This is a genomic window from Streptomyces sp. NPDC041814 (genome assembly GCF_055590565.1).
Genome location: NZ_JBVJAM010000004.1, coordinates 112,339 through 128,908 on the forward strand (window position 1 = coordinate 112,339; position 16,570 = coordinate 128,908).

Sequence of the window (16,570 nt, forward strand, 5' to 3'; positions counted from 1 at the left end):
TTGCCTTGATCTGCAGCAGCTGGTCTTTTTCCAGGGGGCGTTGGCAAGTTACTGCACCGGGGAAAAGCTGCTGGAGTAGAAATACGCTCCGCGCTCATGCGCCTACGGTGGTGGCCGGCGAAGAGACCAACTCGCCGCACGGCCCGGTCCTCGACGGCGTTATGTGACGTGTGCGTGTGTCTCAGGTGGCGCACCTCTGCAGACGAGAGGCGCTCGCCGCCGATGGCTCAGGGAACCAAAGAAGGAACAGGGCCGTGCGGCCGTCAGCGCGGCACAGATAACCTGCGTGAATGAAGCGGATTCAGCAGGCCGCTGGCGTGGTCGTCGGCTCAGCGGTGGGTGACGCCTTGGGCGGCCCCTTCGAGTTTGGTCCCCAGGGAGCGTTCTCCGCACGGTTTCCCGCACCTGGTGCCGGTGGCGAGATGCGCGGAGGCGGTGGCTGGGACCCCGGCGAGGCCACTGACGACACGCAGATGGCCGTGCTGGTCGCGGAGTCGCTGCTGGAGCGGGGCGGACTGGATCTTCCGGACATCTTCGACCGGTTCCGGCGGTGGGCAGCCTCAGACCCCAAGGACATCGGCCTGCAGACCGAAGACGTCCTGACCAACGGCATGCCCTGGGACCTCGCCGCCGCGATCCATTTCCAAGTCAACCAACGAGCGGCCGGAAACGGCTCCTTGATGCGTGCATCGACCTCCGCAGTCCACTTCGCGGCCGCCGGCCGAGAAGCCACCATGGACGCCGCGCGCCGCATCTCTGCTCTCACCCACGGTGACCGCGCAGCCTGGGAAGGGGCCGCGATCTTCCACGAACTCATCCGCGTCACGTTCGAGGACACCGACCCCCTCACCGCGCTCCCGGACATCCTGGCTCATGTCCACCCCGACCACCGCAGCCGGTACGCCACCGTCCTCTCGCCCGACTGGCACCCTGATCAGGCAACCGAGTTCAACGGTGCCGTCTGGCCCTGCCTGGGCTCCGCCGTCTGGGCCCTGCGCACCACCACCAGCTTCGAAGACGCCATACGCGCGGCGATCGACCTCGGCGGGGATACGGACACCGTCGCTGCGGTCACCGGGGGCCTCGCAGGGGCGTACTACGGGCTGGACACAATCCCCGCCCGCTGGACCCAGCCACTTCATGTCCCCCTCCCAGGCTTCGACGGACGGGTACTGCACCTAGCAGATCTTCTCCACCTCGCACACCGCCTCGGAGGCTGAACCGGCCGCTTCACTCGCCGGTCACGCCGTCGATGAGTTCACGCGCGACATCGAGGTGCCCGACATGGCGGGCGTACTCCTGAAGCAGGTGGAAGAGGATCCGCCCCAACGAGGGTGCTTGGTCGGGTGTCTTGAAGCGGCCCCCGAGGCATGCCTTGTCACTCAACACGGCAGTTTTTGTGTGGGTGTTCGCGATGGTTACCTCCGCTTGGTAGGTAGCGATGACCTGTGCGGTGGAGGCATCGGCGGCGACCGTCCACTCCTCGGCGTCTCCACCGGGTGGATAGGCGAGGACGTCCTCTGCGCCGAATCCCCACCGCAGCCATCGTCGTTCGACCCAGCCGAGATGCTGGACCAGCCCGATTGGCGACCAACCGAGCGGTTCGACGGGCGTTCGGAGCTGGTCGTCGGAGAGTTCGGCGAGCTTTCGCATCAGGGCCTCTCTGTACCACCCCAGGTAGCCGAGGAGCAGTTCATGGGCGTCGGAGACGTCGACGGCCGGGCCGTCAAGGAGTGCGGGGACCTGTTCCTGAGGCTGCTGCATCCCGTGAACGTAGCGCGGACACGGAGCCCAGTGCACGACCCCGACATGATCGTGGAGTGGCTGGTGCAGTCACGGCGCCGGAGCCTTCCTGGACAGCCTCGTTCACCGCGCTGCCCCCAGCTTCGGCACGCTCATGGTCACGGCGCGCCGCAAGATCGCAGGCGAGCCGTGGAGTGGACGGCCCTGAGGTCTGCCGCTGGAGGAGCGCGTCCTCCTGGTCGCGGTCTACTGGCGCACGAATCCAGCGATGTGCCGGCTCGCCCCGCTGTTCGGCGTCTCCACGTCGGCGGCCGACCGGATCATCGGCCATCTCGGCCCGAAGGTCGCCCTTCAGCCGCGTGAACGGTTCACGAGGGACACTGTGCTCATCGTGGACGGCACCCAGGTGCCCACTCGGGATCGTTCGATCGCCGAGCAGTCGAAGAACTACCGCTGTTCCACAGCCCACCAGGTGGTCATCGACGCCGGCACTCGTGTGGTCGTAGTGGTCGGCCGGCCGTTGCCGGGCAACCGTCACGAGTCCCGCAGGGAGGAATCCGGCGCCAAGGAGCCCGCCGGCCACAGCATGACCATCGAGGACGGCTACTTCCAGGGACCGGGCTCGTCATCCCGCGCCGAAGGACCAAAGGCAAGGAAGTTCCGGCCTGGAAGGAGCAACACAACCGCTCCGCCAAGAGAGTCCGAGCCCGTGTCCAGCACACCTTCGCTCGCATGAAGGAAGATTTTGCGCAACTGCCGCCTGAGGCGCGACGGCTTCCGTCACGCCATGCTCAGCATCGCCCGCCTGCACAACCCCGCCCGCAACGGATGGCCAAGCGGCCGCGCTCCGGCCACTCGCATTCACTACGACCCGAGATCAGTCACGGGACAGCCTTTAGATGCTGATCACTGAGCTTCTTCAGCATTGCCGGCTCTGCGAAGTGAGATGAGCCATGCGAGCGCTGGTGAGAGGTGTACGCAGGCTCTTTTCAGCGATCCTGGGTCCGAAGGCGCTGACACCTGACGCTGCGCCGGTGTGGCGCGTTGCGCCCTCAGGTTCGGATCGGTCAGCCTCGGATCGGCTTCTCGCGGTTCTCCGGCTCATTGGTCAGGATGGAGTCCAAGCGTTCGGCCTCCTGCAGCGCCATGCTCGTGACTCGCTCTTTGTTGTCCGAGGTACTCAATGGGATCGCATACTCCGAATACCACAGTTCCACGATGAGATTGTCTCGCCGGAACGTGACCCAAGCACTGTTATTCCTCCCTGTGTCGTCGCTTTCCTCGTCCGCGATCGTCTGCATCGACTCGTCGGCAATCTGCTCTGCTGTACGGCTCGTTCTCAAAGTGGAGTCGATCACCGAAGTTCCGGGCTCAATTTCAGCCATTTCGGCCTTCGCGCCCGCCTCTGTGGGCAGTATGTGTGCATTGATGACCAGATTGAACTTGTTCCTTTGGACCTTGTCGGAACTCTCCCACCCACAGCTTGCCCCTCTGCTGTTGTTGTCATAGTCCAGCCCGACTTCATCAGGTCCCTTCTCATGGCGCCCGCGCATCTCGTTACGGCGCAAATAGCCGCACAAGTCCGGCATCCTCAGATATCGGCTACTCGGGCAACCGGCGTGCTGCTCGTACTGGGCTGGGGGGTTGCCCTGTTGTCGTCGGGGGGCCCGTCGAAGTACACGACAGCAGCAATTACCAGAACGAAGACCCCCGACACGGCAGCCAAGACCCAGTTGTCCCTGCTTGCAGACCGTTGGGAGGCGGGCGCCGGGGAATCCGAGGAGCCGGTGCCGGTGCCGTTCTTTCCCGCCGGCGTCTGTCGGACCGAAGGGGTGACCGCGTGCGTGGGCGCGGGGGGCGGAGCGGGCTCAGTTTCGGCCTCTTCATCGTTGCGGCCAGATACTTCTCCACACAACTGGGTGAGGCGCCTTTGAACGTCGGCCGCCGCCTTGGGGCGGCGTTCGGGGGTGCGCTGAAGGAGGTCTGCCACTAGCAGGGCTACCGGGGCAGGAACGTCTGAACGTAGCGCAGTCGCCGGAGGCGGCTCTTCATCGAGCTTGCGACGGATGATCGCCAAGGGACTGCCATTCCCGAAAGGAGGTTCCCCTGTGAGCAGGGCGAACAGGACGCTACCCAAGGCATACAGGTCGGAACGTTCGTCGCCGCGCTGGTCCAGGAACTGTTCCGGTGCTCCGTACTGTGCGGTTCCAACGGGGGAGAGCAGCGTCGTGGGTGCAACGGTGAAGGTGTGGGTGTGGGTGAAGCTCGCGATGCCGAAGTCCACAACCTTGATGGAGCCAGTAGCAGTGAGCATCACGTTGGAGGGCTTGATGTCGTAGTGGACGACCCTGGCGGCATGCGCGGCGACAAGGGCGGTGCAGATCCCATGAGCGATCTCCAGGGCCCGAGCCACGGTCAGCCGGCCCTGCCGGTGCAAGTGTTCAGCGAGACTGACACCCTCGACATGCTCCATGACCAGGAACTGCAAGTCGTTTTGTGTGCCGCGGTCGTAAAGGGCAACGATGTTCGGGTGGTTGATCTGCGCCGCTGCTACTGCCTCACGTTCGAAGCGTTGGATCAGTTCGGCTGAAGCGTCGGCGTTAGGGTGCAAGAGTTTGACTGCGACATTACGGTGGAGTGTGCGGTCACGCCCTGCCCAGACCTCCCCCATGCCTCCGCGACCGAGCAGCTTAGTCAGCTCATACCTGCCTGCCAATCTGCTGCCCGCTTCCACCATTGCCCTCCCATGACCTGCCCATGCCGACACCGACAGCATTGCAGATCATGCCGGTGCGCACCGTGGCCTTACGCGCATCAACGGCCTCACGCTGAGGCCACATTGGGTCCCGGCGATCGGGACTGAATCGGGACCGGCCTGCGTAGGATCCGCCATGATTCTGAGCGAGCGACGCCACAGTTCGAGCGCGCTGGGGAGGTCGGTCGATCATCCCAACGGCGGGTGGCCGCCGGCCCGAGCGTCGATCTGCCGAATCTCGGCTGTCCGGCCTGCTCGGTGATCCAGCCCCAGCCGCGCAGGACCGCCTCCTGCTGCGGCGGCAACCCGGCCGAACCCGCGCTCGCCGTTGCACACCCGCCCGGGCCTGGCGGCGCAGCTCCACCCAGGCCACCGGCATACCGTAGGGGTGGTCGACCAGAGCGTGGCAACGGCGGATGCGCTTCGCAGGCGGTGGGCTGGTGCGGGATGGTCACCCCACCGCGGTGTACAGGCTTCCGTGACTCTCGGCGGTCAGTCCCGCGTACTCGTTCACCAACGTCGGAGCGGCACCAGGGTCGAGTTCTCGGTCCTTGCCGGTCGCGCCGTCCAGAACAATGGCTGCAGACGCTCCACCGTCGCGAACGACGTTCCCGTATACGGCGCCGTGGAAGGCGACCGTCAGGTCTGGCGCGATGCGGCCCGGAATGCCGTCAGGGCCGCCGAGCCGCCACAGCAGCTTTCCGGTCTTTGCCTGATACGCCGCCAGTTCGCCGCCCGCGGTGGTATGGATGAAGCAGAAGGTGAGGGTCCGCTGGTCGTAGGAGCAGCGCTGCACCTCGTGCAGGCGCTCCCCGATGTCCGGCACGTCGATCTGCTGTCCGTCCCTGAGTCGCAGCACCGCGCTCCACCCGTCTGCGTCGCGGTTCTGCACGAGGACGCTCTCCGACGAGAACGGGGTCACCTCGAACAGGTCAAGCGGGGAGGAGACGTCCTCCAGCCCTTGCCACTGCCGGTGACCCGTGGCCGGGTCCAAGCCCTCCACCACGCTGCTGTCCCCGGAAGCGTCCACGCCGACCACGTGGGAGCCCTGGACGTACTGGGCTTCGAACTGCTCTGCTGTCCACACCACCTTCCGGGATTCCAGATTGACGCCGTAGGTGTTCGGAGGTTCGAAGCTGCCTCCCAGTACGACCACGGCCACGTTGCCGCTGATCCCCGCTACATGGCAGAAGTCGCCCCCGACGCTGATGTCGAGCGGCGTCTGCCAGGCCGCCTCGCCCGTCTCGGTGTCAAGCGCGACAAGTTCGTAGGTCGAGGTGTCGGCGGTGGTACCGGTTCCCTTCGACGCGGTGGGGAAGACGCCCACCGCTATCCGCTTTCCGCTGACGGTCCCCACCGCCGGCGCCTGCTGCTGGCACAACGGCGCGTCGCCCTGCGCATCCGACTCGCCGGATTGGTCGGACCGGGCGGGCAGGTTCCCTTGAGGCCGGGCGCCCGCACCCACCTGGTCACCCGTCGCCAAGTCGATCGCGACGACAGACTCGGAATCGAGGTCGTACGTGTATGCCTTGCGCCCGTCCAGCGCGACCACGTCGAGCCCGCCCTTCGGCAGGGACAGGGCGTGACCGGGTTCGAACTTCGTCGGTGGGTCGTGGGCGGTCAGAGGGTCGGGTTTCGGACTCGTTGTCGCCTGTTCGCTCGGCGCGGACTTCCTGGGCCCTTGCGAAGCCGGCTCATGAGAGCCCTCCCCCTTCCCACCTCCGCACGCGACGGTCAAGGTCAACAACGCTACGGTCACGGCAGCTTTGCGTCCGGGTAAGGCAAGCACGCCCGATTCCGCCCCTCTTCAGAGTGTGATCCCAAGTCCCTCTTTTCGTGCATCAGCATGCAGCAGAAAGCTGCCGCTGCGACGACGTTTCCCGGCCAGACAGGCACACGCCGTCGGCCGGAGGGCCGTCAGGGCTTGTCCGGTCGATTATGTGCGGGACCAATGACAAGGACAGCGGCGGTCTGGCTCGCCGCCCACATCCCCTTTCCCCTTGACGGGGCCGGTGCGGGCGGGGCACTGGGCCCTCTCAATCTCACGCTGAAGCGGTGTGAAGGACGAGGACGGCCTGGACGGTGGCCGTGATGCGGTTGGTGCTGCAGCGAAGCTTCCGCAGGAGGCGCCAGCAGGTCAGGATGGCCGATCCGGACCCGCCGTGGCGGCCGGCTGAGAGGGGAACCTCACCCCTCGGCGAGGGCGGCGCGCAGGCGTACCCCGAGGTCAGTTGCCTCCAGGTCCGTGTAGGACAGCATGCCGTTCTCGGTCATCAGGGCGTGGAACTGCTGCTTCCTGTACGGCGTTCCCGGAGGCAGGCCGGCGATGTGCCAGTGAAGGTGCGCGTTACCCTGCTGGCTGCCCAGGGACAGCAGGTAGGTGCGCTCGGGCTCAAAGACCGCCTCCACCGCGAGCGCCACTTTGCGGACCACCGACATCAGCGCGAGATAGGCGGGCTCCTCAAGATCGCGGACAACATGCTCGATGTGGGCCTTCGGAGCCACGAGCACCTTGCCCGGCACCGTCGGATACCGGTCGAGAAAGGCGATGTGCTGGTCGTCCTCGTACACCGTCACATGCCCGGGCTCCCCCGCCACGAGCGCGCAAATGAAGCATGGCCCGTTACGCACCCTGGCCTCGTAGGCCTCCAGGTCCATGGGACGTCGATCCGCTGCCACAAGCTCTCCTTTCCACGCCGGGCGTTGCGCTTTCTGCCGCCCGGACGGACGGCGGCGGCGCGGTCGTAGTGGAGCAGCCGCCGGAGGAAGGCGGTTCGTGACGGCGGTCTCAGCGTACTTCCGCGGCTGCGGGCACCGCTCCACGCGTGCAGCGGACAGGGCGGCTGCGGCGCTGCGGCAGGTTCAGTCGGTGGGGTTCCGTGGTGGGGGCCACGGCCCTTCGAAGGCCGGCCCGCAGTCGTCGGGCAGGTGAGCCACCACCAACGCAGCCGCCTCCCGCGGGGTGAGCGAATCCCCCAGGACACGCTCCGGCGCGCTCAGGTGCGCGTAGACAACACACGCTTGCGCGTTGCCCGCGATGGACGGCAGGTCGTTGCTCCACGGGAACTGGGTATTTCGGTGAAAGGTGAGCCTTCCATGGCTCGGGAACGGGAACAGGGCCCGCAGCCGAGGTTCGGCGTAGGCGGCCTCTGCCACTGCGAGGTTGCCCCTTCGCGCGCCGGGAAGCCTCTCCAGTATCCCCCGCCACGTCTGCTCGACCACCGTCTCCTCAGCCATCCCGCGATCATGACGCCCAGGATCAGCGATCACAACCAGTCCCCGTATCGACGGCCCTGCGGCGCCCAGCGCGGCCGAGGGACACGGCGGCCGTGGTGGTTGCGTCGAGCTCGGCGGTGGCAGGAGCCGACGGCGTTCTCGCGAGCGGCCGGATCTCCTGGCTCCCGCAGTGTGTGGCCAGGTCATGGGCAAGCACAGAGGCACCCCACGGAGCCGCCGGCCCACCCCTATGGAGGACGAACCAGTGCCGCCGACCGCCAGCCCGCTGCCACCACGAACGCCCGAGCGGGCCCCGCAGCGCCGCGGCTCGCGTCGGGCCACCACCACCTCGATGGCCTATGGGTGCTCATCGACGAGGCCGCCTGCCTCGCAGACGAAACCCGAGCACGCGGTGCGGGGCCGGGAGCGCGCTGACGCGGCGCCGGCTTCCTGAGCTCTCGGGGCGTCACGCACGGGGGCCGACCGCCCGGCAAGGCGGAGTCAGCTGTGGCGCAGGAGACGTCCGAGCGGTGTTCGGACGTCTGCGGGATGAAGGTTGAGAACTTCGAACTCTTCGGCTGTTGCCCACATGAGTTCAAAACTGTTGTCAGGGCCATGCGCTTGCGCTTCGTCGCCGGACAGAACAGGGGTGCCGCTGACGTCTGCCATGAGGAAGTACGAGGCCGGTCGATCGTTGTGCCGGCCGATCCACGCCAGCCGATCGATGCGCGCGTTCAAGGTGGTCTCCTCCCGCAGCTCGCGCAGAGCAGCCTCCTCGGCGGTCTCTCCGTCTTCGACGCCGCCCCCGGGAAGGACCGCGTAGTGATGGCCGGGGCACCCTGGCCCCGGCCATCCACTGTTCTCGCACATGACGCAAGCTGCTGCTGAGTCGTGCTTGAGGAAACGCTTGATGACCAGCGCGCGGGACCCGTCGATGACTACGGCGACTGCTCGGGGAATCAGCACGCTCCTGATCCTCGCAGTCGCCTCGCCTTGACGCGGCGCTTTCGGTTCACAGTGCTTGGCCTTACACGCCGCTGCCGGTCGGACTGGCGACGCTCCAGCCTTCAAGACGGTCACGGCCCGCATCAGGGGCCCTCGCACCGGCCTGGGCAGACCGCGAACTCGACGCGGCGTCGTCCTTGCAGACCGGGCCTGCTCCTCCCGGGCAATCCGTCGGCATATAGGCCACGGAGGCATTCGGGCCGTCACTCCCCAGCCCTCTGACCGGATCGGCCACCGCCGCTCCGGCGAGGGCGGGCCGGCTGTCGTCCACCCCGATTCGGCTCGGAAGCAGACAAGCAGGGCAACACCGTCAAGCGGCGCACATGCGTCTCAAGCAGTGACGCGGTCTGGCCATGCGAACGGGCAAGCTTGCCATCGCTTCCGAGGGTGCGCTCCACATCGCAGCCATCCTGATCCGGGCACGAGCGCGGAAGACCAAGGACGCCCGTTCGCCACGGCATGCCTGGCTCAGGGCTTCGACGTGGCGCCGACTGCCTTTGTCCTGCAGTCCGGACACCTTCCCCACCTCTTCGCAACGAACAGATGACGATAGACGGTCACCTGGCGTTTCGGAATGCCACAGAGTGTTGCCTGCCCCGTCATGGCGTGCTCCAGAGCCGGGGCTCCTGTCTCCAGGCATGCCGTGAAACGCGTCGGAGCGAACCCGAGCGTGAATTTGAGGGATCGGAGGCAGTGCCGAACCTGTCGCATAGCGACCACCCTCGCACGTCACGCGCTCGTGGCGAAGTCAGGGAGACAGTCTCTGGTTCGGCCGAGGGGCGGCGTTTCGGCCATCCCTGCCTCACCGTGTGTCCATGCGGGGCAAGGGTCGGTGTATCGCACACCTTCGAATGCTCGCTGAATTCCAGTGCGCGAAAGCCGTCTGAAAGAACACGTGCTCGAAATCGATGCTGCGTCGTTGAGCACTCTGACGCCGCGCATCCACTCCCTTGGAGGCACCACGTTGACGCGAGCCGAACCTGACGGCGACTTGAGCACAGGCAGCACATCGCGCACCAGGGCGAGGACGCCCCGGAGACCTCCGCTGCGGAGCACAGCGACCAGGCCGCAGGGAGAGTTCCGGAACACCTCCCGGTTCCCGTCCGGTGCGCACATGGCGACCGAGACGACGGAGCGGCGGCTGCCCGACCTCGGTCTCGCACCCATTGAGGAGACGAAATGAGCACGTTGCTGCCACTGGAGGAGTACGTGGCGACCCTGCCGAAGGCGACGCTGTTCGGCGCGCTGTACTTCACCGATATGCACGGCCGGCCTGTGCAACTGCACGCGGTCTACAGCGCCGAGCATCCCTGGCAGTTGCCGGGAGGTACGACAGAGTCGGGCGAGCGGCCGTGGGAGACAGCGGTGCGCGAGACGGAAGAGGAGACCGGGTTGGTGGTTCCTGGGCCACCGCGCCTCCTGGCGGCCGTGTTCGGTCTTCCCGGGGCAGCCTGGCCCCTGGCGACTGCCGGATTCGTCTTCGACGGCGGACGTCTCACTGACCAGCAGATCGCGGACCTGCGCCTCGCCCCCGAGGAGCACGACGAGGCACGAACCCTCACGTTGGAGGAGTGGAAGAGGCTCATGCCGGCACGGGACTTCGCACGCCTCGCCGCGCTCACGGATGCGCGCAGGACCGGGAGGGCGGCCTACATCGGCGCCTGGGACTGGGACAACGACCCGGACGACACCTCTACGCGCGCACAGGACGTACCACGATGAGCGCACTGGAGGTCTGGCTACGGGGTACGCCCCCTTACGGGACAGCGCACCTTGGACCGGGTGCTTGCGGCGGTCGCATCACCGAGAGCGGCACCCACCAGGAACTGATGGCCGTCGACAACGAGTTCTCCGCCATGTTGAGCCTCCAGACCGTCAGGCACTGCTCCGAGGCCGGAAAGGCGGCGTGATGCCCGACCACGCACACTCCCATCCCGTGCCTGCACAGTCCGGCGCCTGGCCCGAACACTTCACCAGCCACCGCCAGGGTGCCGACTGCCCGATGTGTGCGAACGACTTCGCCGCCGACGACATCGGCTGGGGCCTCATCCTCCGGCGCGGAGAGGTCAGCAACGCCTACCTGTGGCGCAGCGGCCGAGTCCGCGGGTACTCCGTCGTGATCTACACCGGACGTCATGTCGCCGAGCCCACCGAGCTTGACGAAGGGGAGACGGCAGCGTTCTGGCGGGATGTCCTGGCCCTGGGCCGGGCAGTGGAGGCGTTCTACGAGCCGCTGAAGATGAACTACCTGCTGCTGGGAAACCAGATCCCGCACGCCCACTGGCACTGCGTTCCACGTCGCGAAGCCGGCACGGACCCGGCTCCGGGCGGGCCGCTTCCCTTCGAGGCGCTCGATCTCGGGCGCCAGGACGAGGAGCAACTACAGGCGGATGCCCGTGCACTGCGCCACTGGCTGGCCGGCGCGAATGGCCGGTCGGGGGTAGGGCGGTGAACGGCGCCGAGTCGGACGTGATGGTCGTGGCGGGGTTCCTCCCGCTGTTCTACCGGATCACCCCGACCATGGTCGACGAGGGCCCTTCGGGAACCGCGACCCGTAACTACGTGGCCCGGGACAGCGACGGCGAACGGTGGTTCGTGAAGGCCTACCCGCCCGGCACCGATCTGGACGCCGAGCGCCAGGCGCTGGAGCTCGGCCGATTCGCGCGGCTCGGCCGCGTTCCGGTGCCGGTGGTGCGGCAGACCCTGGACGGTGACCTCATCGCGGCCGCCGGAGGCATGGCGGTGTCGGTCGCGGCGTTCGTCGAGAACGCTCGGACAGCGGAGGGCGGCCTGTCCGGCGACCGGTGGGCCGCGGTGGGCGCGACGGTCGGAAGCCTGCACCGGACCCTGGCCCGGCACCCGGCCGGTCCTCCGCGCCGCGTGCCCACCCGGGAGGTCTGCGATGTGGAACGGGCCCGGCAGCGCCTCAAGCGGCTGCTCGGCCGCTTCGCCGAGAAGCCGCCCGTCCCAGGGTTTCCCGCCTGGGCGCTGAAGACCGCAGCGCAGCGGCTCGACGCACTGCCCGCTGTGGCCGCCATGGTCAGCAAACTGCCGGTGTCCTTGACCGTGCAGACCGTCCACGGCGATCTCGCCTCGCCCAACCTCCTCCTGCGCGGGCAGCGAGTGGCGGCATTGATCGACTTCCGGCCACCCGGTCACCGCAGCCCCGCCTGGGAGCTCGGGCGTATCACCCTCGACCCGCGCACAGTTCTGGCGGAACCGGACTGGCCCGCCGGCCTGGCCGACGCGACCGCTGCCTACCGGGCAGCCAACCCGGCGCTGCCGGCCGAAGAACTCCTCGCCGTGCCCCGACTGGCCGCCGTATACCTGGCCTGCTCGGTGTATCCGCTGTCCGTGGCCGTCGACGACCCGGCCGCGCTCACCCCCGAACTCAAGGCGTACGGGCGCAACCGGCAGGCGGCCTTGGCCGAGCTGTGGGAGCGGCTGGGGGAAGCCGAGGAGGTGCTCCATGGCCTCCTTGACTGACCCCTCCGCCTCTCCCGCCACCCGGCCGTCGCTGTGGCGGCACCGGGACTTCCGTCGCTACCTGACCGGGCAGGCTGCCAGCGTGTCCGGCAGCTCGATCAGCAGCATGGTGATCCCCGTGCTGGCGGTGCTCGAACTGGACGTGACCGCCGCAGAGGTCGCATGGCTGGCGTTCCTGGGCCAACTGCCGCCCGCACTACTGGCATTGCACGCCGGGGCCCTCGCCGACCGCCACTCGAAACGGAAGCAGATGATCACCGGCGACCTGATCAGCGCCGCCACGCTGACCAGCGTGCCGGCGGCGGCCGCTTTCGACCGGCTGTCGCTGACCCAGCTCATGATGGTCGCAGCCGTGCAAGGCGCGGCGGGAGTAGTGCACGATGCCGCTGCCATCAGTCTCCTGCCCAGCCTGGTCGACCGGTCCCTGCTCCAGCGGAGCAACAGCCGCATCGGCAGCCTCTTCGCCGTCGCCGCCACCGCGGGCAGCAACCTCGGCGCCGCCCTGACCGCGCTCCTCGGCCCGGCCCGGGCGCTTCTCGGCGATGTCCTGTCCTACCTCGTCAGCGCCTGGTGCACCGCCCGCATCCAGGCCCCCGAAAGCTCCCGGCCGGCAACGGAAGGCCGCAGTCTGCACACCGAGATCGGTGAGGGCCTGCGCTACGTGAACGGCGACCACCGGCTGCGCACCCTGACCCTCGTCAACGCGACGACGTCGTTCGCCTTGGCACTCCTCAATACCTTGTGGGCGCTGTACCTGCTCCGTTCCCTCGCGATGGGCGCGACCGCCTTCGGCGTGGTCCTGGGCATCGGAGCGCTGGGCGCGGCGGCCGGGGCTCTGGCAGCTCCCTCGCTCGCGGCGCGCCACGGGCCCGGTCCGATGATGCTCGCCGCGCTCGCGATCACCCCGCTCACCCAGACTCCTCTGCTCCTCGCTTCACCGGGCCTGGTCTGGCAGTTCGCCATCGGTGGTGCGCTGTTCCTCCAGCTGGCCTGTGCCGCGGCCGCGGGAACGACCCAGCGCACCATTCGCCAGGTCGTCACCGCCGACGGCATGCAGGCCCGCATGCAGGCTGTGAGTACTTGGCTCACCTCTGGTGCAAGGCCGGCAGCCGCGCTCCTCGCCGGCGGGCTCGGCACGTGGATCGGCGTGCGCCCCACCCTGGTCGCCGGCACCTGCCTCCTCCTCATCCCCCTCGTGGTCCTCTACCGCTCCCCGCTGCGCAGCCTGCGGGAGATGCCCAGCTCTCCCGCCGTGGCTCCCCCTTCAGCCGAGGCCGTCACACCTCCGACCCCGTCGGGGCCGACCGTCCCTCATCCCGCGGTCGCCGTGAATGTGCAGCACGACCGCTCCCCGGAGGATGGCCGCCCGTGAACATCCACCAGCACACCTCCCCCACCGCGGAGCCAGCATCGGCGAGCCCGCCGCCAGGCACGCCGCTTTTCCCCGGTCCTTACATTCCGTCCCACACATCCCGAGGTGATCACGTGCCGCCCTCCCGCTCCGATATCCGAGAGACCATCGAGACCTACCTCAGCCGCCATGCTGGGGAACGCCCATCCCTCGAAGGGCTGCTGGCTGTCCTCGACGCCACCGACGAGCCGTCCAGTCGCGCCACGATGCCCGGCCACCTGACCTGCAGCGCCGTGGTCATCGACCGCGACCGCCGGGTGCTGCACATCGGCCATCGGGTGACAGGGCTGCTTCTCTGCCCCGGCGGCCACGTTGAGGCGGGCGACCGAGCGCTCCTGGCCACAGCCGTGCGCGAGGTGTGCGAAGAGACCGGGCTGCGCCCCGGCGACCTGTGCCTGACCCCGCAGTTCCTCGACGAGCCGATCGATGTGGATGTGCATGACATCGACGCCAACCCGGCCAAGGGCGAGCCCGCTCACCAGCACTTCGATGTCCGCTTTGCGTTCTACCTCACCTCCGAGCAACCGCCTGCGCTCACTCTGCAGGACGAGGAAGTCACCGGAGCCCAGTGGCTCCCGTACGCCGACGTGCGATCCCCGACGCTGCGGGCCAAGCTCCTGGCCGCCGAGGCAGAGGGCCTCGACGGGCGCCCGGAGCCCGTCAGCGCCAACGCCCTGATCCATGACGGAGTCGGCCGGTACCTCCTTCATCTGCGCGACGACCGCGAGGGCATGTGGGAGCCCTGGGTACTGGCCCTCGTAGGAGGCAAGCGGTCGCGGGACGATGCCGGCCTTGAGGCAACACTGCGACGTGAGCTTGCCGAGGAGGTACCGGGTCTGGAACCCACGGAAATGGTGCCGTTCGCCGTCCAGGAGGCGACGAGCATCGATGGCCTTGCCGTGCCCATCAGCGTCTACGCCGGGCGCTGGAGCGGGGATGCCGAAGCGGTGGATCTCCGCGAAGGCGTCCTGCTGAAGTGGTTCGCCCTGGACACCCTCGACCGGCTCCGTCTCAGCCCCGGACTCGGAGACCTGATCCGCCGCCACGCAGCCGGACATGCCACCGTGGAGCAGCCTCCGCCCGTTGCTCGGCCTCAGCCCGGCCAGGCGCCCGCCGGGACCGTGCTGCACGTCGTCGGCGTCCACCTCCACCTGGAGCGCGAGGGCAAGGTCCTGCTGGGGCTGCGGCACCCGGACTCGGCCTACGCAGGCCGAACATGGCATGCCCTGGCCGGGCACCTGGAGGCGGAGTCGGCGACCGCCGGTCTCGCCCGCGAGGCATTCGAGGAGGCCGGGCTGGTCATCGATCCGGCCGACCTCGAACTCGTCCACACGGTACATACGGTGGACCCGGGAGCCCGGCCGAGGATCCAGCTGTTCTTCCGCCCCCGCCACTGGGAGGGCACCCCCGAGAATCGCGAACCCGAGCGGTGTCTCGCCTGGCGTTGGTGGGACGCGAAGGACCTGCCGGAGCCGATCGTCCCTTACACCCGTGTCGCGATCGAGGGCATCCGGGCCGGCCGTTCCTACAGCGAGCTCGGGTGGTCCCGGTGAGCGACTTCGCTGCGGTCGGCGCCGACAACGAGTTGTGCGGCCCACAGGGCAACTCGCTGCAGATGGCTCGGGCCCGCCGCCTGACCACCGTGCCCGTTGCGGCGACGCCCTGCTGTCCACCACGTCAGGAAAAGGACCGTCATGGCTGCTGACCTGGCAAGCACCCCGGAGGCCCACCGCGCGGCGATGGTGGACCGTTTGGAGGCCGACGGTGTGCTGGCCGATGTCCGGTTGCGCGGGGCACTGCTGTCGGTGCCGCGGGAGGTGCTCCTTCCTCACGCGTACGTACGGGTGAGCGAACCGGGCGTGGAGCCCATCGAGTGGCGTCTGCTCGACGGCGCGCACCCGGAGGACCGGGAGGAGTGGCTCGACCTGATCCACAGCGGTGAGTCGGTCCTCTTGCAGCGCGACGGTGAACGGCTCGACACACTTGTCCGCGGGCCCGTGACCGGCGGGCACATGACGTCGATGTCGACCTATGGCCGGGCCACTGTCGAAGCTCTGAGGACGCTGCAACTGTGCCCTGGGCAGCGGTACCTGGAGCTCGGCCCGGGGCCGGGGGTCTCCCTCGCTCTCGCCGCCGCCATCACCGGCCTCCACCTCGCTTTCGGCGTCGAACGAGACGGCCGTATGGCCGCCTTCGCCCAGCACAACCTCGACCGGACCGGTCTGGGCGCAACGGTCGTCGAGGGCGATGCTCTCGACGGGCATCCGGCGGAAGGAGCGTACGACCGGATCCTTTCCGGCATCGGTGTGCCCTGCGTGCCGCCGGCATGGCTGGAGCAGCTCGCGCGTGGCGGGCGGCTGCTGACGACGCTCACCACCCGCACCCCGAGCTGGCCCGGACAGCTTGTGATCACCCGTACCGAGGCCGGCGGGATCGAGGCAGTGCTGCGAGGACGGCCGCGCGGATACCGGCCCATGCTCGGCTACCAGTGGCTCGACGCGGTGACGATGCGGCCCCGGATCAAGGCCGACCCCGGCGTACCGCGCACGACCCGGCTCGCGCCGCCGCCGGACGACGCGTACGGCTTCTGGCTCGCCGCCGCGTATCTGGCGCCCGGGCTCGTCCGCGACTTCCAGGCCGAGACGATGACGATCGCCGCTCCCGGCGAGGACTCCTGGGCGGTCGCCGGGCCCGGCGAGGCGACCGTCCGCGTGCACGGCCCCCGGGACGTGTGGGCCGAGCTGGAGGAGGTGCACGCCCGCTGGGTCCGGGCTGGGCGGCCCGACACGTACTGGGTGTCCGTCCCAGAACACGGCGGGCCCCAGCACGTTTCATCCGGCACCGATCTGCGCGCGCTGAAGTGGGTCCTGCCTCCGCTCACCCCAGGAGCGCCTTGAGGGAGCCCACTCCCACCCCGCTTCGCCTAGAAGCGCATCGCTGGCCTGGAGGCCCAA

The 16,570-nt window shown here is 68.4% G+C and carries 14 protein-coding genes and 3 pseudogenes; 9 read left to right on the plus strand and 8 right to left on the minus strand.

Annotated elements, in window-relative coordinates; genetic code table 11:
- Positions 1–290: 290 nt before the first annotated feature.
- Positions 291–1,220: an ADP-ribosylglycohydrolase family protein gene (locus ACZ6C6_RS12955; protein WP_469202024.1), complete on the plus strand. Its 930-nt coding sequence runs from the start codon at positions 291–293 to the stop codon at positions 1,218–1,220.
- A 10-nt stretch (positions 1,221–1,230) separates the two neighbouring features.
- Here ACZ6C6_RS12955 and ACZ6C6_RS12960 read toward each other — a convergent pair whose 3' ends face one another.
- On the minus strand, positions 1,231–1,764 hold the full coding sequence (locus ACZ6C6_RS12960) for a DinB family protein (RefSeq protein WP_469202026.1): 534 nt from the start codon (positions 1,762–1,764) through the stop codon (positions 1,231–1,233).
- 56 nt (positions 1,765–1,820) lie between these two features.
- Here ACZ6C6_RS12960 and ACZ6C6_RS12965 point away from each other — a divergent pair.
- Positions 1,821–2,572 (plus strand): annotated as a pseudogene (locus ACZ6C6_RS12965) (transposase family protein); the annotation flags it as partial.
- Between the two features lie 238 nt (positions 2,573–2,810).
- Here the strand turns inward: ACZ6C6_RS12965 and ACZ6C6_RS12970 are convergent.
- The 7 genes and pseudogenes from ACZ6C6_RS12970 to ACZ6C6_RS13000 all read right to left on the minus strand — a co-directional run bounded on the left by ACZ6C6_RS12970 (position 2,811) and on the right by ACZ6C6_RS13000 (position 8,680).
- The gene (locus ACZ6C6_RS12970; RefSeq protein ID WP_469202028.1) at positions 2,811–3,323 is read right to left on the minus strand and encodes a hypothetical protein; all 513 of its coding nucleotides are present in this window, start codon (positions 3,321–3,323) and stop codon (positions 2,811–2,813) included.
- An 11-nt stretch (positions 3,324–3,334) separates the two neighbouring features.
- Positions 3,335–4,519, minus strand: a complete 1,185-nt coding sequence (locus ACZ6C6_RS12975; RefSeq protein ID WP_469202030.1) for a serine/threonine-protein kinase — start codon at positions 4,517–4,519, stop codon at positions 3,335–3,337.
- Positions 4,520–4,949: 430 nt separating this feature from the next.
- Positions 4,950–6,050, minus strand: coding sequence for an outer membrane protein assembly factor BamB family protein (locus ACZ6C6_RS12980; RefSeq protein ID WP_469202032.1), 1,101 nt, complete (start codon positions 6,048–6,050; stop codon positions 4,950–4,952).
- Positions 6,051–6,540: 490 nt separating this feature from the next.
- Positions 6,541–6,645, minus strand: a pseudogene (locus ACZ6C6_RS12985) (IS5/IS1182 family transposase); the annotation flags it as partial.
- A gap of 40 nt (positions 6,646–6,685) precedes the next feature.
- A complete protein-coding gene (locus ACZ6C6_RS12990) occupies positions 6,686–7,156 on the minus strand; it encodes an HIT family protein (protein ID WP_469202034.1) in 471 nt (156 codons plus the stop codon).
- Between the two features lie 204 nt (positions 7,157–7,360).
- Positions 7,361–7,735: a DUF6193 family natural product biosynthesis protein gene (locus ACZ6C6_RS12995; RefSeq protein WP_469202036.1), complete on the minus strand. Its 375-nt coding sequence runs from the start codon at positions 7,733–7,735 to the stop codon at positions 7,361–7,363.
- 480 nt (positions 7,736–8,215) lie between these two features.
- Positions 8,216–8,680 (minus strand): NUDIX domain-containing protein, encoded by a 465-nt coding sequence (locus tag ACZ6C6_RS13000; RefSeq protein ID WP_469202038.1) that lies wholly within the window; start codon positions 8,678–8,680, stop codon positions 8,216–8,218.
- 55 nt (positions 8,681–8,735) lie between these two features.
- Here ACZ6C6_RS13000 and ACZ6C6_RS13005 point away from each other — a divergent pair.
- The 7 genes and pseudogenes from ACZ6C6_RS13005 to ACZ6C6_RS13035 all read left to right on the plus strand — a co-directional run.
- Positions 8,736–9,180: pseudogene (locus ACZ6C6_RS13005) on the plus strand (IS5/IS1182 family transposase); the annotation flags it as partial.
- Positions 9,181–9,898: 718 nt separating this feature from the next.
- Complete coding sequence (locus ACZ6C6_RS13010; protein WP_469202040.1) at positions 9,899–10,441, plus strand: NUDIX domain-containing protein; 543 nt, start codon at positions 9,899–9,901, stop codon at positions 10,439–10,441.
- A gap of 214 nt (positions 10,442–10,655) precedes the next feature.
- The gene (locus tag ACZ6C6_RS13015) at positions 10,656–11,171 is read left to right on the plus strand and encodes an HIT family protein (RefSeq protein ID WP_469202042.1); all 516 of its coding nucleotides are present in this window, start codon (positions 10,656–10,658) and stop codon (positions 11,169–11,171) included.
- Positions 11,168–12,205, plus strand: a complete 1,038-nt coding sequence (locus tag ACZ6C6_RS13020; protein WP_469202044.1) for a phosphotransferase enzyme family protein — start codon at positions 11,168–11,170, stop codon at positions 12,203–12,205. Before ACZ6C6_RS13015 ends, ACZ6C6_RS13020 begins: the two co-directional genes overlap by 4 nt.
- Positions 12,189–13,577 carry an MFS transporter gene (locus ACZ6C6_RS13025; protein WP_469202046.1) on the plus strand — a complete coding sequence of 463 codons (1,389 nt, stop codon included), beginning with the start codon at positions 12,189–12,191 and terminating at the stop codon, positions 13,575–13,577. Before ACZ6C6_RS13020 ends, ACZ6C6_RS13025 begins: the two co-directional genes overlap by 17 nt.
- 113 nt (positions 13,578–13,690) lie before the next feature.
- Positions 13,691–15,169 (plus strand): NUDIX domain-containing protein, encoded by a 1,479-nt coding sequence (locus ACZ6C6_RS13030; RefSeq protein ID WP_469202048.1) that lies wholly within the window; start codon positions 13,691–13,693, stop codon positions 15,167–15,169.
- A 141-nt stretch (positions 15,170–15,310) separates the two neighbouring features.
- Positions 15,311–16,513: a protein-L-isoaspartate O-methyltransferase family protein gene (locus ACZ6C6_RS13035; RefSeq protein ID WP_469202050.1), complete on the plus strand. Its 1,203-nt coding sequence runs from the start codon at positions 15,311–15,313 to the stop codon at positions 16,511–16,513.
- Positions 16,514–16,570 lie beyond the last annotated feature (57 nt).

Bases quoted from the DNA above. Each gene is read 5' to 3' on its own strand.
- ACZ6C6_RS12995 (WP_469202036.1), bottom strand. From the start codon at position 7,735: ATGGCTGAGGAGACGGTGGTCGAGCAGACGTGGCGGGGGATACTGGAG.
- ACZ6C6_RS13010 (WP_469202040.1), top strand. From the start codon at position 9,899: ATGAGCACGTTGCTGCCACTGGAGGAGTACGTGGCGACCCTGCCGAAG.
- ACZ6C6_RS12960 (WP_469202026.1), bottom strand. From the start codon at position 1,764: ATGCAGCAGCCTCAGGAACAGGTCCCCGCACTCCTTGACGGCCCGGCC.
- ACZ6C6_RS12955 (WP_469202024.1), top strand. From the start codon at position 291: ATGAAGCGGATTCAGCAGGCCGCTGGCGTGGTCGTCGGCTCAGCGGTG.
- ACZ6C6_RS13025 (WP_469202046.1), top strand. From the start codon at position 12,189: ATGGCCTCCTTGACTGACCCCTCCGCCTCTCCCGCCACCCGGCCGTCG.
- ACZ6C6_RS12990 (WP_469202034.1), bottom strand. From the start codon at position 7,156: ATGGACCTGGAGGCCTACGAGGCCAGGGTGCGTAACGGGCCATGCTTC.
- ACZ6C6_RS12975 (WP_469202030.1), bottom strand. From the start codon at position 4,519: ATGCTGTCGGTGTCGGCATGGGCAGGTCATGGGAGGGCAATGGTGGAA.
- ACZ6C6_RS13035 (WP_469202050.1), top strand. From the start codon at position 15,311: ATGGCTGCTGACCTGGCAAGCACCCCGGAGGCCCACCGCGCGGCGATG.